This is a genomic window from Clostridium sp. DJ247, assembly GCF_014231265.1.
Genome location: NZ_JABAIW010000018.1, coordinates 1 through 15,447 on the forward strand (window position 1 = coordinate 1; position 15,447 = coordinate 15,447).

The 15,447-nt window shown below is 30.3% G+C and carries 8 protein-coding genes; all 8 read right to left on the bottom strand.

Features of this window, described 5'->3' with window-relative positions; translation table 11 throughout:
- Positions 1–287 precede the first annotated feature (287 nt).
- The 8 genes from HGI79_RS08940 to HGI79_RS08975 all read right to left on the bottom strand — a co-directional run bounded on the left by HGI79_RS08940 (position 288) and on the right by HGI79_RS08975 (position 15,442).
- Complete coding sequence (locus HGI79_RS08940) at positions 288–935, bottom strand: hypothetical protein (RefSeq protein ID WP_185650377.1); 648 nt, start codon at positions 933–935, stop codon at positions 288–290.
- Between the two features lie 83 nt (positions 936–1,018).
- Entirely contained in the window at positions 1,019–2,284 is a 1,266-nt protein-coding gene (locus HGI79_RS08945; protein ID WP_185650378.1) for a VWA domain-containing protein, read from the bottom strand.
- 22 nt (positions 2,285–2,306) lie between these two features.
- Positions 2,307–4,652, bottom strand: coding sequence for a hypothetical protein (locus HGI79_RS08950; RefSeq protein ID WP_185650379.1), 2,346 nt, complete (start codon positions 4,650–4,652; stop codon positions 2,307–2,309).
- A gap of 70 nt (positions 4,653–4,722) precedes the next feature.
- The gene (locus HGI79_RS08955) at positions 4,723–8,130 is read right to left on the bottom strand and encodes a tubulin-like doman-containing protein (RefSeq protein WP_185650380.1); all 3,408 of its coding nucleotides are present in this window, start codon (positions 8,128–8,130) and stop codon (positions 4,723–4,725) included.
- A gap of 45 nt (positions 8,131–8,175) precedes the next feature.
- Positions 8,176–9,933: a VWA domain-containing protein gene (locus tag HGI79_RS08960; protein ID WP_185650381.1), complete on the bottom strand. Its 1,758-nt coding sequence runs from the start codon at positions 9,931–9,933 to the stop codon at positions 8,176–8,178.
- Positions 9,934–10,029: 96 nt separating this feature from the next.
- Entirely contained in the window at positions 10,030–11,475 is a 1,446-nt protein-coding gene (locus tag HGI79_RS08965; protein WP_241428174.1) for a TRAFAC clade GTPase domain-containing protein, read from the bottom strand.
- 108 nt (positions 11,476–11,583) lie between these two features.
- On the bottom strand, positions 11,584–14,256 hold the full coding sequence (locus tag HGI79_RS08970) for a hypothetical protein (RefSeq protein WP_185650382.1): 2,673 nt from the start codon (positions 14,254–14,256) through the stop codon (positions 11,584–11,586).
- A 7-nt stretch (positions 14,257–14,263) separates the two neighbouring features.
- Positions 14,264–15,442: a hypothetical protein gene (locus HGI79_RS08975; RefSeq protein ID WP_185650383.1), complete on the bottom strand. Its 1,179-nt coding sequence runs from the start codon at positions 15,440–15,442 to the stop codon at positions 14,264–14,266.
- Between the last annotated feature and the right edge of the window lie 5 nt (positions 15,443–15,447).

Genomic DNA, 15,447 nt, shown 5'->3' on the forward strand with positions numbered 1-15,447 from the left:
TTAAACTATTTAAAGGTGGCACAATCTAGCAATGCGCTATGCTACATAAATTAAATTTAAAAGTTCCAAATCTATATATAGATAGTTAACTCTATAAGTTAACTTATTATAATGTTAATTTGCCACTTCTTTATTCAACATGTATTTAGAATATTAATATTTATTGTTAAGCTGGCAAATTAGATAAGTTCAGTTTTACAATTAACTATCTATAGATAAACACGCCCGGAATTTAACTTAAAATGGTTTTATATAACTATCTCTTCCGTACCATTAAATATTTAAGATTATTCCTGTTTTAGATCATAAACATTACCATACTTATTTACATCTTTTATAAAAATTTTTATATATTCATTTTTATCTACTGTTATTTCTGGCATAACACTTCTGCCAGCTTGAATGTTACTGATAAAATCAAAGCATATGCCATCATCCTTGTTAACCGGATAAGAACCATGCTTTTTTACATAACATAAAACATCTTTGTTTAAAGCTGTTTCTGAATTTATAATAATCTGTATAGTTTTTTCTTTAGAAAAGAAGCTTTTAAAAGATCTCATTTCTTTTATTTCATAAAAAATTTCAGGTTTTCCTGTATTTATTGTTAATTGATTTTTACCATTGTTTTGTTTTAACAGTAGAATATTGCCTTTATCTTCAACAGCTGAGAAAATGTAGTATCTATATTGGTTAACTTCTTTTATAGCTTCACAGTATCCATTAAATTCCTTATATTCTTCTCTAGTATACAACTTAACACTATTTTCATTTATATTATCCAATGAAAAATCATCAAGGCTACTTATCTTTAATATATATACTATATCTATATTTTTAGGCCATCTCCATCTTATAGTAAACCTGTCTGAATCTAGTTCATAATTTAAATCATATATTTCATTATGGCTATCCGAAAGTTCAACTATCTTCATTAATAGCGCCCTCCTCTAGACTGATTAAAAGTATTTATAGTGCACTAGTGTAGCTCAAGTTTTAATCTGTGGTTATCTAATTCTTATCTAAAGGTATTATAAAAACCCTTATTTTCATCTATATTAATAGTTATATTCTTGCTGGTATAAGTATTTTTAGAATAGTCTTTTATATCCACATCTATAGGAATAAGGGTAAACACTACTGCAATAATTATATCTGCTAGTGCTCTATATACTGTACCTAACCACGGAAAATATAAAAACCCTAGTTCAACAATGAGACCTGAAATAATTCCTGAAATAATACCACCTATTAAAAAGCCTTTTAGTAAGTTTTTGTTATCAAATACAAGGCTTATGCCTATAGTTATTAAACATCCTAATAGCGTAATTAATACTACTCTAAGTATCATATAAAATATATAAGATTCAAAAATTCCGTTTCTCTTGTCCATGAGAAATCTTTGCTGTGTATCTTTATATATTTTATTGAATATACCTTTTAAATCCTTAACCTCTTTTACACTATAATAGTTTCCGCTACTTGCTCTTGATATTTTCTTAAGCATATAAAAGTTATTTTCATTAGACATTCCAACGGTATATATAGGTGTACCTGTATTTTTAAAGGGTTTAATTGTTTCCTCAAACTTCTTGTCTAAACCATAGGTATCTCCGCCATCTGATAACAAAATTACCATTGCATTTCTACCTGGCTTTTCTGCTGTCTTTATTTCATCATAAGCTTTAGATAGTGCATCTCCCATATTTGTATTCCCTCTAGGGCTTTCGTATAGTTTTAACTTATCAACCATGTCTTTTTTCATTTTATCCGTAACTTCAGTCATAGGCAGTATTTGTTCAGCAGCATGGTCAAATCTATAAAAAGAAACTCTATTTTCTTTATTCATACTATCTAATAAATCTAAAGCTGCTGAAAACCTTTCATTTTGCGGATCGGTTTTACTCATACTTGCGGAGGTATCTATAATTACTACAACATCATTAATTTTTTTAACTTTTCCTGTACTTATTTCATATAAGAACTGAAAAAGCGATCCGAATATAAAAAGCAAAACTAAAGTACAAGGAATTAAAAACTTAAATGAGGTTTTTAAATAATTATTTTTCCAGCTTAAACCGTTAAGTCTTGGATTTATCATCTCTGCTATAACACACATAAGTCCTATACATAACGCCAGAATTCCAAAGTACAAACCCATAAGAATACTGTGAGGTATTATGTATTGATACACACTTATCAATATTTCTCCAATAACAAACCCTGCTACCCCACCTACTAAACTCATAATGGTCATAGTCAAATTTATTCTTTTCTCTACCAAGTAAATACACCCCCATTTTCAATTAGCTTATTTCGGGCAGCAGTTCCACATCAATTCCATGAAGTGAATATCCATTTTCTAAACAATAATTATAGAATTCAATTGCAGTTCTTATATATATAATATCCTTTGCTCCAAATCCCCCCATTAGATTTAATTTTTCAATACCGCTGCTCCTTATCTCATGTATATATCCTATCTTATAGCTTCTAGTTTTTCTATCAAAGTCAAAAGCATATTTTATAAAGCTGCTGCTGTAATCTCCAAAGAAGTATTTTTCTTGATACCCTTTTACATCATAGTTCATTAAGTAACTCTTAAGTGCTGAGTTACTGTCAAGTATATTATAAAGTTTACGATAAAGCTCTTCTTTAGAAAGAACTTTACCATCCCAATCCGACAGATTAACATTAGCCCTTTCCTTAAGCTCTTCTTCAAAGGATTTGTTAAATTCTTCTTGTGTTAAGATATGTTTACTACAAAATAGTGTTATTCTTTCAAGTACTTTTTCTTTTCCGTTTTCTATATTCTCTGACAGGCTTCCTATATATTTATCTTGTAAATAAAAGGCCTCACCATATTCTCTTTCAAGTTTATCAACAATATCATTCACTACATTTGTGTAATAAATTTTTACATTTTGTGCTGTATACTCATTCTGATGTTTTATTATTTCATGTTCATATGTATTAATTGTTTTCTCAATGTGATTAAGCTGTTCTATTTCAAAAGAAACCTCCTCATGAATTTCTAATAAAATAAACTCATACTGCTGAATAATTTTTTTTGACAGATGTAATTTTAAAACTTGTAATTTTCTATCATATATGTCAGCAAATATTTTTTTTCTTACTTCTTGTATACTTTTGTTTTTACTAAAAAGGTTTTTAAGACTAAAGCTTTCCACAAATCTTGATTCATATATATCATGTATTTCATTATTTATATTGTCTATAAGCATAGTCATTGATTTAATTTTTTCTCTTAAGTATTTTACTGCATCCCCTTCTTCAGAAGTCCATTTAAAAGCACAGTATAAACCTAGTTTAGGATTGTTTAATATACATTCCCGCACCAAACCTCTCAGTTCCTTTTCTATATTCATATTTGGTAGATTATTTTCTGAAACCTTTATAAAGTTTTCTACAAAGAAACTCTGGCACCTATCTCCATATAAGCTTTCTTCTACTTGTCTTAAAGTAAGCTTTGAAAGTCTTTTTTCCACAGCTGAAGCGTTACACATCATAATTCCGTTCATATCCATTATGCTTATACCTTCACATAACATAGACTCTAACTTTGAAGCTACACTTTTTTCATCTATTTTTAAAACTTCAACTATAGATTGCTTTTCTTTTATTGAAAATTCATTTAGTTTTCTTATAACTCTTTCATAAAAAGACTTTAAAACGGTGACAGCAATAGCTCCATTAGGTCTTTTAACCTTGGAAAGTCCAGCTGTAATATATCTATTTATAGAGTTTTCCCTGGTTATGTTTGCCTTGAATCTGCTGTTATCATAATACTGATTTTCTGTATCAGAATAAGCTTCTCCGCTTATGTTTCTATTCTTTATGAGATTAATATAGTATATTATCTCATAGTTGTTATCCATAGATGCAGCCGGTATTATTCCTCTTTCATTTTTTTCTTCTAGAACATAGATCATATAAAATACAGGTCCAGTCCAAGTTGCAGGCAGCTCCCTGTCCTGTCCATAAACGGCTATCTTTTCATTAAACTTAAAACTATCCTTCTGTATATATTCTATTTCTCTGAAAAAACTTACTGAAACTGCCTTAGAAAAAAATTCATCTTCTACATTTTTTTCTTTTATGAGAATATAAAGATCAGCTGAACCAGTTTTAAATACCTCAAGCATCTTTTTCCTTATAAGTATAGTTATCTCTGGAATTATTATATTTAAAGGATCATCTGATGTAGTAATAACAGAAATATTTATGTTTTCAAAGGAATTAAACAAGTTTCCACTGGATAATATTTTATCTCTAGCCATTGTTATTTTCTTGTTGAAATTCTCTAGATTTTTTTTATCACTATAAAACTTTTCTTTAATATTCCTTCTCAATTTCTTGTTATCTTTAAAATCACAGCTAAATTGAAAATTAAAGCAGTTATCTTTATCATCTATGTTATCTGTTATAATATTGATAAAAGCTATGCCTCCTCCATTGTCCCATTTTTCCTTTATACTGCTGCTAATATGTTCATATGCCGCCTTAACACTATCACCTATGAACACGAAAAGTATAGGATTGTTAGCACTTCTTTGGGCATCGCCGTTATAAATTCTTCTATCTACCTTTAAATCATATTCTTCTGCAAATCTTTTTAACACCTGTTCCATAAATATTCCTCCGTAATATAATACAATAAGGAAATGGAAGGCAAGGTTTAAACCCTTACCTTCAAAGCCATTATTCTAGTTGCTTTCTTACCTCTTGCACTCTTAAAAGTATGTCACTATAAAAAGCAAAAAGTTCATCTCCATTTATCAACTGATATCTTCTAGTATCTAACTCTTCAACTAACCCCTTAACATTGTCTAAAAGAGTATTTATATTTGAAATAAGAGTTGTCACTCCATCTTCCATAGAAAGCTGCTCAAGCTTTTTATCAGAGGTTTTGTCTACAATCATTCTTTCTCTTTCATCTAGTGCAACATATTTACGGAATATTGCTTCATGATGATATTCTTTTTGTTTTAGAGCATTTACGAAGGGTTCTATATTTACTTTACTATCTTCCCCGTCATTGTAAACATAGAATACACCTTTCTTTACTATAGTATCTGTATATAATGCTCTTAAGAAATTATCTATATCCGCTTCAGCCTTACTTAAATCCTTTATTATATTTTCAAGTTCATTCTTTTTAGCTATAACTTTTTCGTATTTCTCAACTTCGTCTATTACAAGCTTTGTAAGTTCAGGAGTTCTTATGAGATTGTTTTTTGCCTTTTCCTCATTACTGCCTTCAAAAATATAATATTTCTGCATATCATGGTTTTCTATAGGAGTGAGACCTGTGTCTAAAAGCTTTTTAATGTCTGCTATTGCTCTTTTTGTTTCCCCTATATTGGGTATGCCCTCTTCTATATTAGTTTTATAGTTTTTCATAAAGTTCTCAATACAGAACTGCTCAGTAACAATGCATTTATATCTTTCATTACTGCTCTTTTCTGTATCTACTATACATCTAAGTTCTACAGCCCTATCAAATAGGTTCCTTACCTCTATATTATATTTCTTTATTCTTTCGTTAAAATAAGTTGTGCCCCAGGATTGCTCTGGAATTGGTGAAGGCAGATATACCCAGTTTCTGTCTCCATTTTGATATAAATGTCTTCCTATTCCATCACGTTCAAGCAAGGTTTTCTCATAAATTTCTTCATAATGTTTTATAGGTGCATAAGAATAAAGTGGAACTCCATTCTTAGTATTTAACCAGAATATTCTATTTGTCACCATACTTTCCTTAATATTGATAGAATCTCCCTTGTGAGAATTTTTCTTGTACTCTTTAATTCCTTCAAGAATCTTCTTTGCATTTCTAGGAACTGAAACCATACTCCATGTAGGAAAGTTTAGTGCCTCCATATTGCTTATATGAAAAATCGGAACTGCATCCTTATCAAGTTTTGGTCCAATTTCATCCTTAATTATACTTATTATAGACTTATCTTCTCCATATTCAAGTGCTAAGAAATCCTCCATGGATTGCGTTATTACATCTCCATATTCCTCAGAAACAAAATTTGAAATTGAACCCACTACATCTATACGAACCTCATCAAGCCACTTTTGGGATTCCTCTAAAAGCTTATAGGAGAATCTTCTTACAAGCTCATCCGCAGTCTCTTTGTTTACAATTCTTTCAATGTAGTCTGTTAAATCTGGCACTTTTACTACTGTCCAGGAATAAGTTCTTCCAAGGGCACCTTCTATTTCTTCACCTTTAGCAAGTATGTCTCCATCTTCTTTAAATACTTTATTTAATTCATTAAGTATCTCAGTATATACTCTATAAATCTTACTGTTTAATTCACTTAAGTCCTGAATTACCCTACTGTAGAACTCCATCATTCTCATAATTCTTTCTTCTTCAGACCTTAGCATATACTCTTCACTTTTTGCCTCTATGTAGTCATTTTTCTTACCTTCTTTAGTAAACAAAATTGCTTTTCTTGCCTCTATAAATTTATCTTCAGATAACTCCTTCTTAAATTTTATTTCTCTAGATATATTTGTTAGCCTTTCTTGTAGAGATGTAATTTGTACTTCTAGTGTCTTCACCACACAGAAGCTGTGAGAAAGCAACATTCTAGATGCATAGAAAGGCCCTTTCTTAGGATCTTTAAAAATTCCATCTACCATTTCTCTGGCAGTACTTTGAACTTGTCCTGGGTACTGAGTTTTTACTTTATTATACTCATTTGTGCAATCCCTTAAATATTCCTTCATCTCATCATCTATATCTACTGATTGCTTCTTTATGACGTTATCATAATTATATCTTTCTCTACTCTTGTAGCCTGTGAGAGGCTTTCTGTTCTGAAGCTGCTCCTCAAATCTTTCAATTACAGAGTCCTCATCTAACTTAAGCTGTCGTATAAACTGGTCTACTTCTTGTTCTGTAGGTACATTATCAAACATATACTGCATTTTTTCAAAAAGTTTATATGCAAGATACGTGGTTATTTCCTCAAGAGGTAATACGGCAGAAGAAGCACCTATTATTACATATCTGTAATTTGACATATAAGGTTTTGCCATATTGTCTGTATTTTGCTTTAAATTACTTATGTAGTCTTGTATTGCAAATACTCCACCGGACTCTCTTACTTCATTAGACATAAAGTTTACAATATTTTCTGCAGTAACATTCATACAATAGTCGTAAGCATTGCTCATAGGTCTTCCATCTACATTGGTAGCAGAAATCAAATGACAAAGATTAAATGGAGGCATTGGGGAATCAACAGTAAGTCTATTTCTATATTTTTGTGTAAATCTCTCATGTCTGTCCCCTATACCCATAAGATAATCCAATTCCTTAAGTGCTGCAAAACCATTCTTTATTATGTAGGATTGTGCAGATTGATTATCAGAGGTCCTTGATAAGTTAACATCAGGAGTGAATAAATACCCCATTATGTTTACCTTGTCGTCACCCTTTGAACCATAAATACTGTTCATTATACCCCTTACTATGTAGGGTATATCTATAAAGGTACCGCTTCCTGTTCCTCCTGAAAGTCCTGATAGTATAAATACATGAAGTGTTTCTTCTGTATCTTCTTGTAATAATCTTATCTTCTTTTCAATACAGTCAACAATCTCATTAATCTTTGTAAAGAGTAAAAGTCTTCCAACTTGTCTAATTCCACCTGCACCGTCAGTACCACTTTCTGATGATAGCTCTGGAGCTAGCCATTCCTTTATACAATCATCTAATATTTTTCTATCATTTAAAATAGACCTTAACTCTGCATTTGACAGCATAACTAGTTCGCTTTGAGGATCAAGTCCTACCCCTCCGTTCATTGGATATCTTTTGTTTTTTTCTCCCTGATTAGTTTCAAAACCTAAAAACTCTACTTTCTTAGGCTTATCCTTTCTTGTGTTTGAAATAGTATCTTCATCAAGAACAAATCTTTTATTTATCTGATATTTTAGCCTAAGCATTGCATCTATACCAGTTCCTCCAAGACCTATTACAAGTACAGGATTAGATATAGTTTCTATACGTATTTTATCACTTATAATACCTCCACCCTTGCTTACTTCAAGATCCTGAAGATGTTCTCTAACTCTACTGTTCATATTGCTCCTCCATTCCTATAAGTTTCCACTATAAAACCATATATTCTATTTAGCATGAAATTCTATTATTATACATTTTGGTACTTTATTTAAAAATACTGTTATCTTATTTCCATTATAAAGTCTTACTTTTGAATCACTTCCAAGCCTTTTTCCAGATCTTTGCAAAGCACAGTCTGATTTATTAATCAATTCTATACTATCATCATTTCCAAATATAAATCTTATAGCTTCAGTCTCTGCATACTCTTCTTTTAAACCTAATACATCAAATAGAGTAAAGCTTCCTGTATAACCATCTAAATTTCTAAATTGTGGAGGCAAAACTTCACCTGTATTTTCATCTTTAATATGCAACTCTACTCTACCAAAACCCTGAATACGCTTTTTCCTTATTAGAGCTATGATCAAATAAGCTAAAACAGCTGCTAATATAGTTCCAACTATAGCTAACACTATTGGATTTTTAAGTATAGTATTTTTAGAAGCTGTGTTTGCAGAAGGCTTTGAAGCTGCTTTACCCGCCTCGTCTCCTATAACTACAGCATTGCTTTCTCTGTAAAAGCTATTTCCATCAACTCTTACTTTAAGCTCATACTTTCCGTCTCCTAAATAAGAATATTCTCCTTTAAATACACCTTCTCCAACACTTAAAGGTATTTCTTTAACTGAATTGTCTTTTAAGCTTTTAACAAGAAGCTTTGCCTTCATGTTATTATACAGTTCTTTATCCGTAATCTTCTGGGCATTACTGCTGAAATAGGCTTCAACCTTTATTTTATCTCCCTTTTTAGGGTTTTGTGGATTAAAATTTGCCTCTATCTGGAGGTCATAATTAAATATATAACTTACTTTTATATTACTTCCGCTTACACCCTTTACTTTCACTGTCCACTGACCTTGCTGAGGCTTGACAATCTTAAGCATTGAGTATTTTTTTGATGAAGTAAAAATTGCATTTTGAGATGGTATTGCTACCGTTTTGCCTGATGGATCTAGAAGCTTTAATTCTACAGGTTTATCAGAAAGCATAGATATATTTGCTTCTAGTACATTTGAATTTGGTATATGAACCTTTAACTCTTGAAAGTCACCATTAGCTGTTATAGTTCCTCCATCTTGAACTTTTAGCTTTGAGTTATCAGCATATATATCTGTAAGAATACTAGGAAGGTCTGCTGATGTATTAGTTATGTAACTTTTCCCTTTAGTTGAATTAGATATATCATTAAGTTGTGTTTTATCAACAGTGCTATCATAATTTAAGCCTATAGTATATACTGGGTATCCTTTATCTTTACATATATCTATTGCACTATTTAAATCATTTAAGGATTCCTGTAAGCTTCTTTGTGGATCGTTTTTTCCATCAGATAACAAAATTATAACTGGCTGATGACTCTTATCATGACCACTATCTAGTAATTTTGCTGCCTCTAGAAGTGCGAATCCGGTGTCAGTTTTTTGGCCAAAAGGAATATTTGAAGCCATATTCTTTATTCTATCCTTATCTTCAGAGGAGCTTATACTATCTAAATTGTGTTCCCTCACTATACTATCTGAATAAGCCACAAGACCTACCTTGTTACCCTGAATCTGTGCCATATCAAGAAACATTTTTATAGCTTCTGTTCTTATTTCTTCTGGATCACTGTCATTCATAGAACCACTGGAGTCCAATACAAAAATTACATCCATATTTGAGGAAGCCTGACTAGCCCCAACCTTTGAAAAAGGTATAAAAACTATCTGAAGTACATATATTAAAACTACAGCTAAAGTCCATTTAATTTTACTTTTCAAAATTATAACACTCCTTATATCACTCTCATGCTCCTGCTTTTGTATTTTATCTCATGACTATCCGCTCTAATACTCCTATCTGATTCAAGTTTTACTTTATTTAAGTTCATTATTAGCTTGGCTCAAAATCCAATTTATAGGCTCCGCCACTTCTTTTGCCTTATAAGTTTCTTCGTTATCTGTATTTTCTAACACACTACATGAAAAAAACTCATAATTAGCAAAGTTATGTTCAAATTTTCTTATTACTTTATCTTCTCCCATTTCTCTGAGAAAGTCTATCACATTGCCATTATAGTTAAATAAGTCCATTTTATTTACTATAACTGCAACGGGTACATCAATAAGCTTATTAAGTTTAATTTGTTTAATTTCTCTTAACCCTAGTATAAAACGATCTATCAAATCATCTACATTGGTATCACTGGAATTACTATTTTTGTATTGGTCCTTTACTTTAATATCTTTTTCTCCACAAGCAATGGACAAAGGGTCAATAATAAAAATTAATCCATGGATATATTTGTAATAATTTTGCCTTCTAATGTTGGTTCTCAAGTCAAAATACTCTCCTGCAATATCATACATATATAAAAGTTTTTCACTTGAAAATTTGTCTGAATTTATAAAAACATTATAGACGTCCATATCTGTTTTACTTGTTTTTTCTGGAGGAATACCTTTTTTAAATAAGACTAGATGTTTTTCCATTTCCTCCTCCAATTTTTGATTTAAAAATCTTATATTCCACTTTTTTTCCTTTGAAATATCCTCAATTAGAGCATTTATAGTAGAATACATAAAGGAGGTTTTCCCTACAAATTTTCCTCCAACAATTGGTATGCATATTGGCGATGACTCTCTACTCTCAATATCCTTAGAACATACAGGACATATAGCCTTAAGCCTAAACCTTCCTGTTGAATTAGTACATGGTAGTACTTTCCCACACTTGCATTTTCTTTTAATTATACCATATGGTCCTGGAATTAGCATTTTATGAATTTCACCACAACTTGGACATATATAATAAGGTATATTAAATTTACTATGGCAATGAGAGCATACCCCTGCTATTTTACCTTTTATAAATCTTATCCTCTCAACAGATATTACTATAGAATAATATAAGTAAATAGGAATGCTTATAACAGTTATTATTAAAAAATGTATAGAAAAACACATTATATTCACTAAAGTTCCAACTATCTGTATTGCTACTTGTGCAGTTTTTACTCTGCTTAAAGTAAAGTATGAGTCTTCCGTTAACTGCTGCTTTAATACTAAAATATAGCCGATATTAATAGACTTTGCACTTCTATAGGTATTTAATAAATCCTCATATTGCTTATAGAAAAAGTATTTTTCCACTGAAGGCTCGTCTAATTCTGCTTTAGTTTTCAATGAATATTTTTTATTAAAACTATAACTGAACCCCTTAAAATAACTTAAAATACATTTAAAAAGCCCCTGAGCAATTCCTGCAATAACGCCTACTAGACCAAGAACTACTAATGACACAAGCCTAAGTATATCTTCCAAAAAATCACCTCCTACTACTGCAAACACAACTTTATTTGTTATAGATAACCATGTCCGAAATTTAAGTTGTAGGTATCTATAAAAACATACATTAATCAAACTTTCAAATTACTTTTTAAAAAAATTAAGTAAACTTTTCTTTTGCCCCTTTTGTTTTAGCTTTCTTGTAATTTCTCCCCACTGTATCATTATCTCTATCTTATCTTTTAAGTTATTACTTTTACCTCTGAGATAAGCTTCATATTCCTTTAGCTTCTTTTCAGAAACCTTTGTTAATATATTTATAATTCTTTCATCTACAATTTTTTCTGTTTCTTCACCTAAATCTTCTATATCTTTAAATACCAGTATAATAAAGTCCATAAATATTTCATAACCTTCTTTATCATAAGACTTTAATATATCCTTATATTTTTTCGTAAGTACAATATCCTCCAGGGTATCCATATATATTTTGTAAAAAATACTTGAGTATTCCATACAAAATAAAGCCTTCTTAACTTTACTATGATCCCTAGAATCTTTAAGGTATACACATATATTTGATAAAAACCACTTTAAATATTTTTCGTATTTATCTGCGCTCATATTAAAAAATTCAACTTTAAGGTCCTGCAGCAGTGCAGCTCTATTTACTATTCCAGTGCTTTGAATTCTTCTGCCCGTATGTATTAGTTCTGTAATACTACAAGGTGTTTTTATATTGTTATCAGCTTTCAACTGAAATATCTTTTCTATAATATAAACCTCTCCTGGTACACTTTCTATATTAATTTTTTCTTCAAAATTTGTAAAAAGCTTTCTAAGTACAGGTTTATCAATAATCTCTATTATGGAGCTTTTAGTTACAAAATCTATTATTCTGCTGTATTCTTCTAAAGACGTATCCTCACTGTCAGAGATTCCTAAATATAATTTAAGAGCATCCGAAAACTTCTTATCTCTGTAATCATGAAAAAACTTAAAAACTTCGTTGCAGTAATTTATAAAAAAATCTTTTTTATCACTGTTCTTCATTAATTCAAAACTATATATTGAAAATAAAAAATCACTTGTATCAGTTAGATTATTTATTTGTGAGTATGTTTTTCTTTTCCACTGATTATTTTTATTTCCTTCATCTATTATAAAATTCATTAATAACTCTTCAATTCTGCTATCTTTATATGAACAATTATTAATATAATAAGCCGTAAGAATTATTTTAGGAAAATACTCATAGTCATTTTTAAAATAGTTAAAAGTATCTAAGATATCATGTGAAGATGTTATTAATATTTTTAAACACAGGTTTAATAATATGGTTATGTTTTTATATTCCTTTGATTCTGTGCTAAATAGTACTTTTCTGTTGTCAATACCACATTTATTATTAAAGGCAATTATATCTGATACTATAGTTTCAAAATAAAACTTTGCATGCCTAACTTTGCCGCCTTCAAGGTAAGTTTGTATATCTTTTATTCTAGTTGTACCTAAAGATACTTCAACAAATCCCCTAATAGAAACCTCTTCAATGTTTCTTATTCTATTATATAAATCTATTATATCTTCTAATATAATCTCTTCAACATCTACTACAAGATAATGAATAGAATTAAAAAAGAATTCATAAGCTTTTCCTATATGTTCGCTATTTCCTACTTCTATGGCAGCTTTAAACAAAAACTTTGTTATGATTTCTGCAAGCTCTATGTCTACCTGAGTGCTGATTTTTTCAAGCTTAGAATCAAGTTGGTAAAAAATCTGCTTATAAGCATCTATAGATTTATAATTAATTGCAAAACTTAGAGCCTTTTTAACATTTTCTATATCTGATTTTTCTATTCCCTTTTTCACCATATTATATAAGCTTATACAATGATCTATATTCTCATCCAGAATATTATATTCAAACTGATCAAGGAAACTTATAAAAGGCAAAAATACTTCTTTAGAAACTGTATATCCTACTTCTGCTCTCTTTACAAAACTGCTGTTACATACTACTTCATCATTATATCCATCAATAAAATTAAAAACATTATATTTATATAGTTTCTGGTTATCCCTAAAATTAAATTTACTTCCTTTGTTATCAATTGCACAGAGGATATAATTTAAATCCTCTGGATTATAGCAATAAGTAGTAAAGCTAAATTGTTGTGCTAGTTTTTTAGGCAGCGACATTTGCACTGCAGCAATCCAAAATGGAATAACATCTTTATCATCAGAAAATATTATTCTTTTTTTATCCTTGCTATAACCTATAACTGATTTCATAAGCTGTATGAAGTCTTTTCGTTTTTTATCCATTAAGCTCTCTTTAAAAAAGTTGCTTATGGTATGAAAATTAATTACATTATCTAGAGGTATTTCTTCAAGCTCTGGAAGATAACCTATCTCTAGTATGTTTTCTTCTTCAAAATTTAATTGACTTCTAAAAACAGAAGAACCATAGAGTTCTATAGGATAGAAATTCCAAGGCTTATCTGATATAAGTACATGACAAAAATAGTTTCCATACCTGCCGGAATAGTCTTTACCTGTATATTGAGCACGACAAATACAATACTTACCGCTTTCCGTCCTAAAAGAGGAAAAAGATATTGGGAATAATTTAACTATTTCTTCAGGGGAAGGCTGAGTTGGAAGGTTATCTGGTGGTATGTATACACAATAACTTTCTATCTCTTTTCTCTCTTCATTGGTAATACCCTTTGACATAGAATATGTTTGAAATCCCATGCCTGAGGATAGTCCTTTTTTACATGAAGTATAAAAAAGCTGCTTAATTGCCATACTCTCATCACTTCCTTTTTTCCGCCTTTATCAATTTATGTTTATACAGAAGCCATAAAAAAGGATCTTCTACTCTATGAGGTCTTAGTTTTGTAATTTTATCACTTTCAGGATTACAACCTAATGCAGTTATCCCAAAATAACCATATTCTTTGAAATTTGAGCTTAACTGATTTGCGAAGTTTTCCCCTCCCCAGCTTCTAACTAAGGATTCCATAGTTCCATTCATATCTTGGAAATCTGATAAATCAAAACATGCCTTGTTTATATGGTTGCTGGAATAATGTATACAGCTAGATGAATCTACTAGTGGCTCCACTGCATCTATCTTTGAAAAGGCCACAGCTACAGGTATATCTATAAGTTTGTCCATTTTTATGCCATTTGCTTTTCTAATAAGATTTGCAGTTCTTGAAAGTAAATCTTCTATTTCTGTGTTTTGCTCTGGCAGTGAAGTTCCTGGTGGAAGCATTTCTCTTACATTTTCTAGCTGAAGAGGATCAAGGAGGAATATTATACCTGAAGAATTATATATATATCTATTTACAGTCTTCATTGTATCTTCTGAATCCAAATCTTCACCTGCTGTGTCAAAGAAAGCAATTGTAACCACATTACTTATTCTTTTACTTTTAAAAAAGCTTCCAAGTATCCCCTGATCTTTAAATGTAAGATTATAAATAAGAGGTTGTTTTACAGAGGAATCTGATTTAGCTGAACGAGTTACTCTTATCAGTTCACTTCTTTTAAAAACAGGATTATAAAAGTCATTTCTATACCTATTTATTGTTCCATCATTTACTGCAGTAAGACTACAGTTAAAGGCCGATCCTATTTGATTCATTATTTTATCAATTAAAACGGCAATATAATGACTTTTTCCAGCTTCCTTCGCTCCAATTACCGCAAATACTAAGTCGTCGTATTGTCCAATAGCAAATGGCAGTTCCGCTTGACAGGTTGGACATATTTTTATATGGGTTTTATCACCACATTCAGTACAAAATACAGAATCCGGCATTTCATTTTTATTTTCTGTATTTTTGGGCTTAAGTATAGTTGCTTCTCTCGCATTCTTGCATATTTCCGGATCATTTTTACATATGAAACCTACATCACTTAAACTATGCTTTGAAAAACAATATGGACATATGTAGTAGTCTTTCTTTTTAAAATTAAACTTCATTGTAA